The 15,400-nt window shown below is 62.2% G+C and carries 13 protein-coding genes; 2 read left to right on the forward strand and 11 right to left on the reverse strand.

Annotation, left to right across the window (positions count from 1 at the left end; translation table 11 throughout):
- Positions 1–969 carry a hypothetical protein gene (locus ACK2SD_RS22095; RefSeq protein ID WP_039582821.1) on the forward strand — a complete coding sequence of 323 codons (969 nt, stop codon included), beginning with the start codon at positions 1–3 and terminating at the stop codon, positions 967–969.
- A 50-nt stretch (positions 970–1,019) separates the two neighbouring features.
- Here ACK2SD_RS22095 and hldE read toward each other — a convergent pair whose 3' ends face one another.
- From hldE to ACK2SD_RS22110, 3 genes are all read right to left on the reverse strand, one after another.
- Positions 1,020–2,441, reverse strand: coding sequence for a bifunctional D-glycero-beta-D-manno-heptose-7-phosphate kinase/D-glycero-beta-D-manno-heptose 1-phosphate adenylyltransferase HldE (gene hldE, locus ACK2SD_RS22100; protein WP_039582820.1), 1,422 nt, complete (start codon positions 2,439–2,441; stop codon positions 1,020–1,022).
- A gap of 127 nt (positions 2,442–2,568) precedes the next feature.
- Positions 2,569–4,377 (reverse strand): lipid A export permease/ATP-binding protein MsbA, encoded by a 1,809-nt coding sequence (msbA, locus tag ACK2SD_RS22105; RefSeq protein WP_412460844.1) that lies wholly within the window; start codon positions 4,375–4,377, stop codon positions 2,569–2,571.
- Positions 4,378–4,392: 15 nt separating this feature from the next.
- Positions 4,393–5,568, reverse strand: coding sequence for an O-antigen ligase family protein (locus ACK2SD_RS22110; RefSeq protein ID WP_412460845.1), 1,176 nt, complete (start codon positions 5,566–5,568; stop codon positions 4,393–4,395).
- A 100-nt stretch (positions 5,569–5,668) separates the two neighbouring features.
- Here ACK2SD_RS22110 and ACK2SD_RS22115 point away from each other — a divergent pair, with 100 nt between their 5' ends.
- Positions 5,669–6,274 carry a toluene tolerance protein gene (locus ACK2SD_RS22115; RefSeq protein ID WP_412462353.1) on the forward strand — a complete coding sequence of 202 codons (606 nt, stop codon included), beginning with the start codon at positions 5,669–5,671 and terminating at the stop codon, positions 6,272–6,274.
- 3 nt (positions 6,275–6,277) lie between these two features.
- Here ACK2SD_RS22115 and ACK2SD_RS22120 read toward each other — a convergent pair whose 3' ends face one another.
- From ACK2SD_RS22120 to ACK2SD_RS22155, 8 genes are all read right to left on the reverse strand, one after another.
- The gene (locus ACK2SD_RS22120) at positions 6,278–7,369 is read right to left on the reverse strand and encodes a glycosyltransferase (RefSeq protein WP_412460846.1); all 1,092 of its coding nucleotides are present in this window, start codon (positions 7,367–7,369) and stop codon (positions 6,278–6,280) included.
- 48 nt (positions 7,370–7,417) lie between these two features.
- Entirely contained in the window at positions 7,418–8,191 is a 774-nt protein-coding gene (locus ACK2SD_RS22125; RefSeq protein ID WP_412460847.1) for a glycosyltransferase family 2 protein, read from the reverse strand.
- 56 nt (positions 8,192–8,247) lie between these two features.
- On the reverse strand, positions 8,248–9,204 hold the full coding sequence (locus ACK2SD_RS22130; RefSeq protein ID WP_412460848.1) for a glycosyltransferase: 957 nt from the start codon (positions 9,202–9,204) through the stop codon (positions 8,248–8,250).
- The gene (locus tag ACK2SD_RS22135) at positions 9,201–10,652 is read right to left on the reverse strand and encodes a PIG-L deacetylase family protein (protein WP_412460849.1); all 1,452 of its coding nucleotides are present in this window, start codon (positions 10,650–10,652) and stop codon (positions 9,201–9,203) included. The genes ACK2SD_RS22130 and ACK2SD_RS22135 overlap by 4 nt, the downstream gene beginning before the upstream one ends.
- Positions 10,649–11,545 (reverse strand): GNAT family N-acetyltransferase, encoded by an 897-nt coding sequence (locus tag ACK2SD_RS22140; RefSeq protein ID WP_412460850.1) that lies wholly within the window; start codon positions 11,543–11,545, stop codon positions 10,649–10,651. Before ACK2SD_RS22140 ends, ACK2SD_RS22135 begins: the two co-directional genes overlap by 4 nt.
- Positions 11,545–12,675: a glycosyltransferase gene (locus tag ACK2SD_RS22145; protein WP_412460851.1), complete on the reverse strand. Its 1,131-nt coding sequence runs from the start codon at positions 12,673–12,675 to the stop codon at positions 11,545–11,547. The genes ACK2SD_RS22140 and ACK2SD_RS22145 overlap by 1 nt, the downstream gene beginning before the upstream one ends.
- A complete protein-coding gene (locus tag ACK2SD_RS22150) occupies positions 12,659–14,416 on the reverse strand; it encodes a carbamoyltransferase (RefSeq protein ID WP_029612817.1) in 1,758 nt (585 codons plus the stop codon). The genes ACK2SD_RS22145 and ACK2SD_RS22150 overlap by 17 nt, the downstream gene beginning before the upstream one ends.
- 109 nt (positions 14,417–14,525) lie before the next feature.
- The gene (locus tag ACK2SD_RS22155) at positions 14,526–15,362 is read right to left on the reverse strand and encodes a 23S rRNA (adenine(2030)-N(6))-methyltransferase RlmJ (RefSeq protein ID WP_412460852.1); all 837 of its coding nucleotides are present in this window, start codon (positions 15,360–15,362) and stop codon (positions 14,526–14,528) included.
- Between the last annotated feature and the right edge of the window lie 38 nt (positions 15,363–15,400).

Below are 15,400 nucleotides of genomic sequence, written 5' to 3' on the forward strand. Positions count from 1 at the left end.
GTGGCGCGCACCCTGATCCGCAAGAACCCGAGCAACTTCAAGACCCTGCCACTGCATGTCGAAGCCACCCCCGAGGGCCTGAGCTATCAGAGCGTCGGCATGCCGCTGAACTTCGCCCAGACCCTGCAGCGGCGCAAGGCCGTGCACGTGGAAGACAGCGAACGTTTCGCCATCGAGCTGGCCAACCTCGGCGTGTCGGTGCGCCTGACCCTCACCTGGCAGAACCGCGACTACTGGGTGCTGGTGCGCCAGCGCCGCCAGGACCGTGGCGATGTGGTGCTCAAGCTGATTTCCGGCTACGTGCCTGCCCAGGAACTGAACCTGCCGCTGCACACAGCCATTCAGGAAGTGGCCGAGGAGTGCCTGATGGAAACCCCGGAAGGCTGGCTCGGCGGACGCTTCAACGACACCTGGCTACCGACGCCCTACGCCGCCGCCCTGCATTACCGGGAAACCCCGCCGTTCACCTTGAGCCCGGCCTCCGGCGCGGCACGTCCGGTGCAATGCGCCAACCTGACGCTGCTGGAGCGGCCTCGGGCCTATGTGCACCTGCCCACCGCGTCGCTGCAACTGATCTACGACCTGCGCTTGCAGGTGCCAAGGGAGGCCAAGTCGCTGAGCCTGTTCCATGTGGACGAGCGCCTGGAAGGCGATCAACTGGTCACCCGGCTCAACCGCAAACGTCCCGACTTGTACCTGATGCCGCTTCAGGACGGCCAGCCCATCGCCGAGCTGTACACCCTGAAGAAGGATCAATTGATTCCAGCGAGCACACGCGGGCTGTACCTGGCCGAAAGCTTCGCCCAGCAGGACGGCTGGGTGGTGCGCGAGGAACGGGTGCGCTGGAAGGACTGGCTGCGCCAGCAAGGGCTGGTGGAGGCACGGCCGCACAAGCCCTCGCATCTGCAGCGTTTCAGCGACAAGGCCCGAGCGCTGCTGCAGCGGGCGCGGACCTCGCTGAACAAGTAAGCCTCATCGCTTGAGGGCTGGCCCTGGACACGGGCCAGCCATTCGCCACTTCAGTGCTTGCGGATCTTCTCGACGATCGCGGTGGTCGAGCTGTTCTCCACCAGGCCCAGCACCTTCACCGTGCCGCCGTAGGCGCTGACGATATCGGCACCGACCACCTGGTCGATGCCATAGTCGCCGCCCTTGACCAGCACGTCGGGCTTGACCTCACGCAGCAGGTTTTCAGGCGTGCCTTCGCTGAAGCTGATGACCCAGTCCACCGCCCCCAACCCCGCCAGCACCGCCATGCGCCGGTCGACGCTGTTGATCGGCCGACCCGGCCCTTTCAAGCGGCTGACCGAGGCGTCGTCGTTGACCGCGACGATCAGCCGATCGCCCTGGGCACGGGCCTGTTCCAGGTAGGTGACGTGGCCGGCGTGGAGAATATCGAAGCAGCCGTTGGTGAAGACGATACGCTCGTTGTGCGCACGGGCGTCGTCAATGGCCAGCAGCAGTTGCTCAAGGACCAGCACGCCACGCTCGGAGCCTTCCTCACGCTGGATCGCCCGGCGCAGTTCCGGCGCGCTGATGGCCGCCGTACCCAGCTTGCCGACGACGATGCCGGCGGCCAGGTTGGCCAGCGCCACGGCGTGCGGCAGTTCCTCGCCCGCGGCGATGGCGGCGGCCAGGGTGGAAATCACCGTGTCGCCGGCGCCGGTGACGTCGAACACTTCACGGGCGCGGGCCGGCAGGTGCAGCGCCGGATGACCGATGCGCAGCAAGGTCATGCCGTGCTCGCCACGGGTGACCAGCACCGCGCCGAGGTCGAAGTCTTCGAGCAGTTGCAGGCCCTTGGCGACCAGTTCGGCCTCATCGGCACAGCGCCCGACGATGGTCTCGAACTCACTGAGGTTCGGGGTGATCAGGCTGGCGCCCCGGTAGATGGAGAAATCCTTGCCCTTGGGGTCGGCCAGCACCGGGATGCCCTTGGCACGCGCGGCCTGGATCAGCGACTGGTGATTCTTCAGCGCGCCCTTGCCATAGTCGGACAGCACCAGCACCTTGACGCCGTCGAGCAGGGCATCGACTTCCTCACCCAGCGACAGCGGGTCGGTGGCGAAGGGCTCTTCGAAATCGATACGCAACAGTTGCTGATGGCGACTCATGACTCGCAGCTTGACGATGGTCGGCTGGTGCGCAATGCGCTGGAAAATCGAGCGCACGCCGGCGGCCTGAAGGCTGTTGGCCAGACTGTCGGCCGCCTCGTCCTGGCCGGTCACCCCCACCAACGCCGCCGGGGCGCCCAGGGCGGCGATGTTCAACGCCACGTTGGCCGCACCGCCCGGACGGTCCTCGATCTGGTCGACCTTGACCACTGGCACCGGCGCTTCCGGCGAGATACGCGACGTACCGCCATGCCAGTAGCGGTCGAGCATCACATCGCCGACCACCAGTACCGGGGCTTGATCGAAACGCGGCATGGACAACTTCATGGGCAACCCAAATGGAAAAATGAACAGGGGCGGGATATTAGCACAGGGCAGGCGGCGGCTTTAGCGCCAACTGCCGAGCCGAAAAACACGCCGGCACGGGGGGCGCCAGGCCCCGAGTACCGGTGTCTCAGGTGATGTCGGCCTTGCCGGGTTCGTCCAGGCCCATGGCGTGCAGGCGGGCGTAATAGCCATTCTGCGCGATCAGCGTGGCATGGTCGCCGCGCTCGACGATCCGGCCCTGGTCCATCACCAGGATCAGGTCGGCTTTCTCGATGGTGGACAGCCGGTGGGCGATCACCAGGGTGGTGCGCCCTTGCATGACGTGGTCCAGGGCCGCCTGGATGTGCCGCTCGGACTCGGTGTCCAGCGCCGAGGTGGCCTCGTCGAGGATCAGCAACGGTGCGTTTTTCAGCAAGGCCCGCGCAATTGCCAGACGCTGGCGCTGACCACCGGAGAGCAATACGCCATTTTCGCCAACCTCGGTGTCGAAGCCGTTTGGCAACTGCTCAACGAACTCCTTGGCGTAGGCATCGGCAGCGGCGGCTTCGATCGCTTCACGGGGTGCACCGGCGAGATCACCGTAGGCGATATTGTTGGCTACGGTGTCATTGAACAGCGTGACGTGCTGGGTAACTTGCGCTACATGCTGGCGAAGATTGCGCAGTCGGTAGTCTTCGATTTCGACGCCATCGAGCAAGATCTCGCCCGTGTCATGGTGATAGAACCGGGGGATCAGTGCCGCCAGCGTCGATTTGCCGCTCCCGGAGCGGCCCACCAAGGCGATCATTTGGCCGGGCTGTGCAACGAAGCTGATATCAAACAACACCTGCCGGTCGGTACCTGGATAAGTGAAGCTCAAATTGCGCACGTCCAGGCGCCCCTCAACGCGGGCCTTTTCTACCGTACCTGCATCAATTTCCGGTTTTTCATCCAACTGTTCGAAAATACTCTCGGCGCCGGCCAAGCCCTTCTGGATGGTCGAGCTCACCTCGGAAAGCTGGCGAATGGGCTTGGGCAACAATCCAGCCGCCGTGATGTAAGCGACCAAGTCGCCGGCCGAGGCGTCCCCGCGCAGGAACAGCACCAGGAACATGAGCGTCGCCATGGCGGTGTAGATCACCAACTGCAAGGCCGGCGTATAGAGTGCGCCGGTCTTGTTCATTCGCAGTTGCTTGTCGGTGTTGCTCTGACTGGCGTTCTCGAAGCGCCGCGCTTCGTACGCTTCGCCACCGAAGCTGCGTACCACACGGTAGCCCTGGATGGTCTCGGAGGCGACATGGGTCACGTCGCCCATTGCCACTTGGATCTTCTTGCTCTGCTTGCGGAATTTCTTGCTGGCGGAACCGACCATCAGCGCAATGACCGGCAGGATGGCGATCATTACCAACGTCAGCTTCCAATTCATCCACATCAGATAGATGAACAGGAATACCACGGTCAGCCCTTCGCGGATGACGACCTTGATCGCATCGGTGGCAGCACCGGTGACCATGGTCACGTTGAACGTGATGCGAGAAATCAGATGCCCGGAGTTGTGACTGTCGAAGTAACGGTTGGGCAGCACCAGCAGCTTGTTGAACAGCTCCAGACGCAGGTCATGCACCAGGCACAGCGAAACCTTGGCCAGATAATAATTGCCCAGAAAGGAGCCTATGCCCTGCCAGGTGGCGATCAGGATGATCAGCAAGGGAACGGCCTGCAGTAACTGCAGGTCGCGCAGATAGGGGACATTGGGGAAAAGCACGGCCTGAGGGTTGCTCAGGCCATCGACGAAGTACTTCAGAATCCCGGCCAGCATTGGCTGGGTGGACGCGAAGATCACGAAACCAATGATGCTCAACAGAAAAATGCCGAGGTAGGGTTTCACATAACTCAACAGCCGGAAGTAGATCTTCAGGCTGCTTGAATTGTCCGCCGGGCGCGGTATTTCGGCCATCGTCGAGCTCGCTGTTCAGATTGAACCGCGAATTTTACCACAGGCTTTTCCCTGGGCATGCATCCACGGCAACATCATCGCCAGCCCTACCGGCAGCCAGCTGATGAACCACTCGGCGCGCGGGGTGCCAGTCAGGCTGGCGGCGTCGAGCTGCATGGCGACCGAGGAGAATACCCAGATGCACAGCGCCAGTTTGGCAAGCGGGGCCTCTCGCGCTCTGAGCATTTCCCGAGCAGCCAACAGCCATATTGCCAGCCATAGCAGCATGCCAGGCAAGCCCAGCTCGATGGCAGCATGGGTAAGCATATTGTGGGTATGGTCGAACTGCTGTCCGGCCGCTTGTATCCGGTAGAACGCACCGATTCCCAGCCCCGTCCAGGGATGCTGCTCGATCATCTGCACGGAGGCTTGAAAGATCTCCATGCGGAAGGACGATCCCCGGCTCATCAACAGGTTATAAAACATGTAGACGGCTACTGCCACAAGGATCACGGACGAGACAGCGAGCACCTTGCTGGCCCGGTCCCGCATCCACCAAGGCGCGCACAGCACGGTGAACAATACGCCGATAACAGCGCCACGGCTCTGACAAAGGGCAACGAACCCCCCCAGGCACAACAGCACGAGTGCCCAGCCCAGTTGCATCATTCGCCCTTGGGGATAATCGTAGAGCATCGCCAGCGCCAGCACGCTCACTACATAGGCGCCCAGAATAGGATGATCAATCCCGCCGATCCCATACAACCGCATCACCAGAGGGTTGTCGGTCATCCCATAGAATCGATAGAACGAAATCAGTGCGGCAACCGCCAACAGCGCACCGCCAAGCTGCAGCAGCATTCGCACGCACTTGCTCCCAAGCTGCGCCAACAGCGCAAAGAACATCAGGAACAGCAGGATGTAGATGAGTCGCTTGGCTTCACGTCCGCCTTCGTCAGTGGCCGACCAGATCAAGCTGAGCGCACTCCATAACAAAAACAGAGCGACCGCACTCCATAGCGCCGGCTGCTGCCGCCAGCCAGCGACGAACACCTGACGGGCGGGCCATACCAGCAGCAGCGTCGGCAGCCAAAGAAAGAGGATCAACCCCTGCTGATAGAGCTTGTTGCTCGGCGCCAAGGCAATCGCGGCCAGGAACCAGACGAAACCAAAGCCAAGCCAAATCTGGGCCCAGCGCTTTTCATGCAACATCCCTTCCCCCGATCACTCTGGTAACACCGTCATGGTGCTGTCCCGCTATTTTCGGCATTATTGCCAGTCATTTTGCTCGCAGAAGAAAAGGCACTACTCCATGCGATGTTCCCGACTTCCCCAGGCCGACTTCGATCAGCTGACTCGCGGCGCCAGGATTCTGGAAGCCGACAGTTATGGCGCGAAAGTTTACCTGCTTGAGGATGGCAATATCCTCAAGGTTTTTCGTCGTAAACGTCTGATTTCATCTGCACTGCTGCGCCCCTATTCCCAACGCTTCGTGGAAAATGCGGCACGCCTCAAGAAACTGGGCATTCCCACCCTGGACGTGATCAGTCACCACAAGCTGCAACAGCCCGGCCGCACTGCGGTACTGTATCGTCCACTACCCGGACAAACGCTGCTGCAGCGCTCGCATCAGCAGGGCTTCCATTGGAATGACTGCTTGCCGGCACTGATCGGGCTGATCAAGTACCTGCACCATTCCGGTATTTATTTCCGGTCACTGCATCTGGGGAACGTCGTCGTTACCCCGGACGAGGAACTAGGATTGATCGATGTGGCAGACATGCGCTTCATGCGTGCACCGCTAAGCCACCGGATGGCGCAGCGTAACGTTCAACACTTGGTGAACTATCTCGAACGTGAAGGGCTCGGTGCAGATTTTCCTATCGCCCAATTGCAGTCAGCGGTCCTCCAGCACTGATACTCAGCCTTGCAGCAAGGCCTTTGAGCTATGCCTGAAGGCCAGCCACGCTTGCTCGGGCGCCAGAGCTCGACGCTGTACTGCCGCCGTAGCGCTCGCATCCAACCCGTTACACGCCACGATTGCGCGAGTCCACGCCGTTTGATCGCCGACCGGTATGTAGCATCCGGCCTCACCCAACTGCTCGCGAAACACCGAGAGATCGCTACACAGCACAGGTACGTCCGCCATGACCCCTTCCTGCAGAACCAGCCCCAGGCCCTCGGAGCGCGATGGAATCAGCAACCAGTCAAAAGCGCGGTAGAGTCGGGAAACGTCGGATCGGTAACCGCATAGCAAAAGGCTGTCACCTAGTCCGAGTTCATCACACCGACTTTGCAACTGCGCCTTCATTTCGCCGTCGCCCATGATCACAAGCCGAATATCAGGTTGACTCTGTCGTGCCTGGGCGAATGCCTTGACCAGCATTTCGAAGCTTTTGCTCGGAACGAGTCGCCCCACTGCGCCAAATACACGACCTGGCCGGTCTGGCAGTGCCAGCGCACGCCTGGCCTGCCCACGATCAAGCAGGTCCAAGGCAAATGCAGAGGGATCCAGAGCGATACGCAAGGTTTGCACACTACGCCCCAACACCTGCTCCATAGATCGAGCAAGCGTCTGTGAAACGGCAGCGAGGCACAATTGACCGGGGGCCAAGCCACGAAGCAACCGAACGTCTTTACCGCGCAAGCGAGTCGTTCCATGAAAAAGTACGGTGACACGCGTTTCGGGAAGATGGCGCATCAACGGCAGGATAAGGCGAGCAACACCCAAGCCATCGATCAATATGGCATCGGGCCTTTCCTGCTCCAGCGCTACGCGCAGTCGAGCGCGCAACAACGGCATCAATAAGGACCAGAGGCGGCGCCCCTTGAGCGCCCGCGTTGGCATGTGCCATTCGCGAACAGAGCCCGCTCCATTGCACAGCCCATTACCCAACAGCAACCAGTTGGCGATCTCGACGTCGTCGCCGAGATGACGCAGCATCTGCTGGTGCACCGTATGTACGGACATATACGGGGCACCGCCTGACCACATGACGTTGATCACATTCATCGGTAGAGCTCCCTTGTACCCGACGGATCGCTCATCGGATCAAGTGTTTCAGTGAGCAAGAAAGCCGATTCCAATACCGACCAATGTCCCTATGACAAGAACTGTCATCAGTTTGACTCGGTCACGCTGGCGCCTTCGGGCCTTGCGCTTGACCTCCTCCGGCACTGTGACATGACTCCCGAAGCCCGTGTGCAACACCGCGTCACCCTCAAGCGTAACAGCGGTCATTCCCAACTCGGCATAGCGTCGCGAGAGCGCCTTCTCACCAGAATAGGCAGCAAAGGGCGCGCAGGTTTGGTAATCGCTCAGACGGCGCAATCCTGGATTGAGCGAGAACGCCTGCCAATCGGATTTTTCCGATAACAACGGATAACAGGGGACACCCGCGATCACCTGTCGTGGCCCAAGACGAATGTAGGGGCTGTGTACCGACAGATCGTGGGCATGGCTACGCAACCAGACTTGTAGAACCTGCGGGCTCGTTTCGAGAACGCGTTGCGAATCCTCGACAAAATGTTGGCGATAAAAGCTCCAGTCATCCTCGCAATGGAAGATAAAAGGCGTTTTGACATGACTGTATGCCAAATCGATCGACGCGAGCTGACCGAGCTTTGGACGATTGACGAAGACGGTGCAGTGGTTCTTCCAGCTTTCTGGCACCACTGCATGGACCGCTTCGTCTCCCGAGTCTTCGGTAATGAAGACCTCGCGAATCGGCGCCGTGTTGAGCCGATCGAAGCTCTCCAGCGTTGCCTTGAGCAGGTCGAGGCGACCGCAGCTGGTGACCACCAGCGTGATATCACTGTTTTCCGAGAAGCGCACCGGCTTCCTCCAACTGGCGGCCCGATCCGCGACCGTCGCGGATCGGGCCATATCGTTCAAAACCCCAGCTTCAGACGCAAACGCTCCCACGCAGTTAGCGCTGGTCGCGGCCTCAGTGGGGGTCTCATGTGGTCGACGATGCTACGCCCGACCTGGGAAAAACTGAAGCCCGAGACTGCCAGCTCACGGCCTTTGGCGGCAATACGCTCAGCCAATGCCGGATCGGCGCGCAGGATGCCCAGTTTCTGCCGAAGCGTCGGGATGCTGTCATACAGCACCACGTTGTGCATGTCTTGAAGACCCAGCGCGCGGTTTTCCGCCTCGCCCTGGTCGAACGCCAGCAGCACGCAGCCACAGGCCATCGCCTCGAAGTTCTTGATCATGTATTCGCCCATACCGACATCGGCGCTGACGAAAAAACGGATGCGGTTCAGCGTATTGCAATAATCCTCGCCCGACTTGGTGCGCGTGACCACGAGGTTTTCCACTTGCCCCAACTCCTCGAGCAAGGCTTTGCGACCGCTGTAGGCCACACTGGCGGTACTGCCGACAAACGCCAGCTCGATGTCGCGTGGCTGGCCTCGGTCCGTCAGCAAACGCTCATCGTAACCCTTGGGTACGAAGACTGCATCGAAGCCCTCCTGGCGCAGCCGCTCGCTGACCGTGAAGCCGGAGCTGATCACCCGTGCCCATGGCAATTTACGGTAATGCGCGCTGAAGGCGCCCGTGTACTTGCAGGGGATGTAGTTCTGATAGGCATCGTGTTCCAGTATGACCAGGTTCGGCAGAGTGCGGATGAACGCCACTTGGCGGATTTCCTGCTTGAATCGCAGGAAAAACACGATCCGGTCATAACGCGTGACATCCACTTCGCGCTTGAAGTAACGCCGCAGGTTGCGCTGCTCGTCGCTCGACAGCCAGCGCAGATCACAGTCGCAGTTGGCAACGACACCGTCGTACAACCGGTCGAGAATCGCACGTTGCTCCTTCTGGACCAGAAACAGCACTCTCATTTCATGCCTCGCACACGCCTATCATCATGATCGATCATCCCTGCCCCTAGCTCGCGACGCCAGAACAGCTCATGCCTACGTACAGCCTTGCGGAAGAACTCATTGTCTCCATAAGGTGACCAACGACGCCCCACCAGCCAGCGCTGGATCAACCTGCGTATGCGCCGCTTCAAGGGCGTCGGAGGTTGTAGGTCATGCATCATTGCCAGCGCCATGGCCTTGTCACGCTGAGTCGAAAGATCCAGCACAAGCGTGCAGGGCGTCCAGGGCTCGTCGGCCTGAAGCTGCGGCGGCAGGGCTACGCCATCGCCGCTGTCGCCCATAGGCCAGCGATCGTTGTCGTGCAGGTGATTGGCGTAACACAGCAGCGTCTGCGGCTGCCAGGCGCATCCCTGCAACGCCTCGAAAACCGCTGCCTGCGCGCAGATGTGATCAGGATGTGGATCGAGGTGAGGGTGCGGCATCACCACTACCTCAGGTCGAGCCACCTCCATGAGCGTGCGAAGATCAGCGAGCAGGTTGTTCCAAGTCGGTGCACCATCGGCGTCAGCCGGTAGCGCAAGAGTATTGAAGCGGCGCAATGGACGGATGTCGGTCATCTGCGCCTCACGCGAACCTACCGGCTCGCAGGGTGCGGCGCGCATGGCCGCGAGCTGCAGACAAAAGTAGCCGAGCTGAACGCAGCGCGCCTCTGGCACGCCGGCCCACCGCGGCACGGCGATGCTGTCCCAGGCACGCAGACGACCTTTGAGCCGCGCTGCCTCCGTTACGCTCAAGCCCATGCGCTGGTAGTGTTCGGCTTCGATCTCACCCGCTGTCAAGGTGACGACCCACGCTTCTTCGGCCTGGCTATACAGGCCGTAGGCTGCAAGTTCGGCATCATCGGCATGGGGAGCGATCACCATGACGCGTCGGCGACGTAACTCGACCGCCGGTATCACCCACAGCCGCGGCTGGCCATGCAGCCGACAATAGCGACCTTTAATGCGAAGACGCCCCTCGCGCAAAGGCGCGGCCAGCCCCGTGAGCGTCAGCATGCGCACCCCGCCGACACCGCGCTCGAAGGTCTGACGGTCGCCCTGGGTGTCTGTCGTCAGCTCGACACGAGGGTCAAGGATGCGTCCAAGCCAGCTCGACCTCAAGCGAACCTCGAGGATCAGCGTGTCTTGGTCGTCGAACGGCGTATCGCTCTTGAGCGCCCCATGGTCGAGGTGGACGACCGCTTCCTGGGCGTGCGGGCCGAAGTCGAAGACATAGTCATCGCCAGGCGCGTAGAACAGGTGATCGGCAAACCAGGCCTCGTGGGCCACCCACAGCAGCGGCAGCAGCAGCACCGGCAACCACCAGGCGACGAGCACGCCCGCCAGCAGCAAGGCCAGCAGCGTCACCAGCAAGCCGATACGCTTGTTGCGGCGATGGCGCTTGAGCAACTGCTGCTTGCGGCTCATGACTGGTACACCGGCACCGGATGACACCAGCGCTCCTTGTATTCCCGGTCGGCCCGACCGAAGGAAAAGCGCAGGGCTTTGCCGCGCGCCTTGGCGTCTTCCCAGGCGGCCTGGGTGTTGAGGAAGCTGAGCACGCTACCGGGGCTGAACGCCTTAGTTTCAGGATCGACCCCGCCATTGACGTACTCGACGCTGACCCATTGCGGTGACTCGACACGATACACCAGCTGGATGGCGATCGGAGCCGAGTCGAGGAACAGCACCGAACCGATCAGCAGCTCGCGCAAGCGCTCGATCACTTCGGCCATGTGCGCAGCACCCGTGGCGGGGAAGCCCCAACGACGCTGGAACAGATCGCAGTACATGGCGGCGATGTCGCTGGCACTGAACTCGCTAATCGGCCGCACCACCCCGCCCGCCTCTTCCAGCAGGCGCAGCTCGCGACGCTGGTTGTAGCGAAACTTCTTCGACAGGTCTTCGTGCGGGCGCGCCAGGGCCAGTTGCTCGGTCTGCGCGTTGAGGCCGTCGAAGCGACCGTGATTGAGCTCGGACAAGTAACGCCCGGCATGGCGCAGCGGTGCAGCGGCATCGTCAGCGGCGGGCAGGATGATTTCGGCATTGCCCAGGTCGAACAGGCCCTTCTTGCCGTGGCGCTTGAGCACATCTTTGGACAGCGCCAGGTGCCGGCCCCAGGTCGGCACTGCCGCCACGAGTTCGCCGTCACGTTCCCAGCCCAGGTAACGCACGGGAATCTGTGCCAGGTCGGCCAGTTGCTCGAGCACCAGCGGATGACTGGCGACACTGCCACCAAAGCGTTGCCAGGCCTGGGCATAAGCGTTCGCGTCGATGGCGGTCCAGCCGCGTTCGCGCCAGGCGCGCAGATGATTGAGCATCAGACCCGCGCCTCCAGCGCTCGTACCTGGGGCAGTTGCCAGAACACCTGACGCACGGCCTCATCGGAGAATCGCTCATGCAAACGCTGCAGCATCAGGGTGGCGCATTCGCGGCGCTGCTCGTGGCTCAGACCGGCCATGTGCTGCAGCCCCTGGGCCAATTGCCCGGCATCGCCCAGCGCGAACAGCACGCCCACGCCCTCGACCACCTCGCGCGCACCCCCGCAAGCGGTGGCCAGCACCGGCACGCCAGCCACCATGGCCTCCAGCAGGACCATGCCGAATGGCTCATGGTCGGAACTCAGGGCGAACACGTCGAAGGCTTGGAAGTAGCGACGGGCATCGGCCACTTGGCCGAGGAAATCGACGCGCTCGGCAATGCCCAGTTCGGCGGCCAGCGCCTTGAGCGAGTCTTCCAGACGACCCTTGCCCAGCAGCGCCAGTCGAGCGTTCCCGGGCAATCCCGGCAAGGCTTGGGCGAAGCCGCGCAGCAAGGTGGCCTGGTCCTTGTCCGGGTGCAGGCGGCCGACATTGCCGACGATCCACGCCTGAGCGTCCAGCCCCAAGGCACGCCGCGCCTCGTCACGCGGCAGCAGTGCAGCCTGCAGCGCCTCGACGTCGATGCGGTTGTAAAGCGTCTGGATACGCTCGGCTGGCCAGCCGGGCAGACAGCGGCGCATGTCGTCACGCACCGCGTCGGACACGCCCAGCAGGCTGAGGCGCTTGCGCGCCAGGTTGGCAAACAGGCGACGGCCCTGGCGTTGATAGTCGCCGAAGGCATGGTGCACGCCAATCACCGGCAGCGCAGTGCCCAAAAGCGCCACATAGAGGGGCTTGAAGCGGTGGGCGATGCAGAAACTGAACGTGCGTTCTCGGGCGATTCGACGCAAGGCCGCGATGGCGCCAAGCTTGAGCCCGCGCACGGCCTTGGAGCTGAATTCGAGAAACAGCACTTCATCGCCACCACAGCCGGCAGCCACCTGGGGGTCGGCCTTGCCGGTGAGGAACACCGTGGTGACCTTGTAGCCCCGGCCTTCGAACAGGCTGGCGTACTGACGGGCACAATCGAGGAACGGCCCGTCGTAGCCGTGGCAGAACTGCAGGACCCGCAGGTCAGAGCGGCTGGTCATACGCCGCCGCGCCGTCCTTGACCACCAGGATGTCTTCCATGATCAGGTATTGCAGGTCCGAGCCGAAGAACATGTTCAGCGCGTCGGTCGGCGAGCAGATCATCGGCTCGCCACGACGGTTGAGCGAGGTGTTCAGCGACACACCGTTGCCGGTGAGGTCTTCGAGCGCCTTCATCATGTCGTAGTAGCGCGGGTTGTACTCGCGCTTGAGCACCTGGGCCCGCGAGGTGCCGTCTTCGTGGACCACTTCCGGCACACGGGTCTTCCACTCCTCGGCCACCTCGAAGGTGAAGGTCATGAACGGGGCCGGGTGGTCGATCTTGATCATCTGCGGCGCGACGGTGTCGAGCATCGACGGGCAGAAGGGTCTCCAGCGCTCGCGGAACTTGATCTGCTCGTTGATCCGGTTGGCGACGTTCGGCACGCTCGGGCAGCCGATGATCGAACGACCGCCCAGGGCACGCGGACCGAATTCCATACGGCCTTGGAACCAGGCCACCGGGTTGCCATCGACCATGATCTGCGCGATGCGCTGAGGCATGTCGTTGAGCTTGCGCCACTTCGGCGCACTGGGATGGCGCGCGCAGGCGGCGATGACGTCCTCGTTGGAGTACGCAGGGCCGAGGTAGACGTGTTCCATCTTCTCGACCGGCACACCACGGGCGTGCGACACGTAGGCGGCGGCACCGACCGCCGTGCCGGCATCGCCGGACGCAGGCTGGACGAACAGCTCCTTGAGGTCCGGGCGAGCGATGATCTTCTGGTTAAGCTTGACGTTCAGCGCGCAGCCACCGGCAAAGGCCAGCTTGCCGGTTTCCTTGAGGATATCGCCCAGGTAATGGTCGATCATCTGCAGGGCCAGCTTCTCGAACAGGGCCTGCATGCTGGCGGCGTAGTGGATGTAGGGCTCGTCGGCGATGTCGCCTTCGCGCTTGGGACCGAGCCACTCGATCAGCTTGGGCGAGAAGTAGAAGCCCTTGCCCTTCTCTTTATAGCGGCGCAGACCGATGACGTTGGCGTACTCGGTGTTGATCACCAGTTCGCCATTCTCGAAGCTGGCCAGACGGGAGAAATCGTACTTGCTGGCGTCGCCGTACGGCGCCATGCCCATCACCTTGAACTCGCCGTCGAGCATCTCGAAACCGAGGAACTCGGTGATCGCGCCGTACAGGCCGCCCAGCGAATCCGGATCGAAGAACTCCTTGATCTTGTGGATCTTGCCGTTCTCGCCGTAGCCGAAGAAGGTGGTGGCGTACTCGCCCTTGCCGTCGATGCCGAGGATCGCGGTCTTTTCCTTGAAGCCCGAGCAGTGGTAGGCGCTGGAGGCGTGGGCCAGGTGGTGCTCGACCGGCTCGATCTTGATCTTCTTCGGATCGAAGCCCAACTGCTCCAGGCACCAGACGATCTTCTTGCGGTAGCGCTTGTAGCGACGGTTGCCCATGAGGATAGCGTCGAGGGCGCGGTCCGGGGCGTACCAGTAGCGCTTGGCGTAGTGCCAACGGGCCTTGCCGAACAGGCTGATGGGGGCGAACGGAATGGCCACCACGTCCACGTCGGACGGCTTGATGCCGGCCTGCTCCAGGCAGAACTTCGCCGATTCATACGGCATGCGGTTCTTCGCATGCTTGTCACGCACGAAGCGCTCTTCTTCGGCGGCGGCAACCAGTTTGCCGTCGATGTACAAGGCTGCGGAAGGGTCATGGCTGAGGGCGCCGGACAGGCCAAGAATCGTCAATGCCAAGGGACTCGCCTCTTCATTCGATATGAGATGCGCCAGGGGCCGGGTGGGCGGCTGGCGACCAAAGCGCGCGATTATAGCGCAAACAACCTGTATCGCACGGCTGCGCCTGCTACTCGGCGATCAGCCAGTCCATGCGCCAACTACCAGCACTCTGTGCCAGCTCCTTGGCCAGCCACGGCAGCAGCTCGCGCAGCTCGTCTTCCAGGCCCCACGGCGGGTTGGCGATGGCCAGGCCAGAACCGTTCAGGCCCTGCGGGCTGTCCTGATGATGCACGTACAACTCGACCCGCAGCAGCTTGGGCGCGCCGGTACTGGTGAGGTCTTGGTAGAAGCGGGTCAGCGAGCGCTGGTCCTTGATCGGGTACCAGATGGCCGCGACGGTCTGACGCATGCGCCCGATCGCCTCCTTCACCGCCTGGGTGCAGCGTTTGAGCTCATCGGCCTGTTCGAACGGCGGGTCGATCAGCATGATCGCGCGCTTTTCCTGCACCGGCAGCAAGGCCCGCGGCACGTGCCAGCCTTCGCCCAGGTGCACGGTGACGCGCGGGTCTTTCTTCATGTTGTCCTTGAGCAGCGGCCCATCCTCGGGGTGCTTCTCGTTGAGCAGGGCGCGATCCTGCTGGCGCATCAGGCGCCGCGCCAGTTCCGGCGAGCCGGGGTAGAAGCGCAGTTCGCCGTCCGGATTCAGGCGGCGGATGATGCGCAGGTAGTCGTCGGTCAGCGCTGGCAGGTCGTCGCGGCCCCAGAGTCGCGCTACCCCTTCCAGGTACTCGCCGGTGCGCGTCGCCTGATCGCCCTGCAGGTCGTACAGACCGAGGCCGGCATGGGTGTCGAGGTAGGCGAACGGCTGCTCCTTGCGCGACATCAGGGCGATGAGGCGGGTCAGCACGATGTGCTTGAAGACGTCGGCGTGGTTGCCGGCATGGAAGGCGTGACGATAGTTCATGTGGGCTCCTGAGGAACCGGCAAGTTTACCTTGTCGGG

Source organism: Pseudomonas sp. SC11, assembly GCF_047039205.1.
GTDB classification, from domain to species: domain Bacteria; phylum Pseudomonadota; class Gammaproteobacteria; order Pseudomonadales; family Pseudomonadaceae; genus Aquipseudomonas; species Aquipseudomonas boreofloridensis.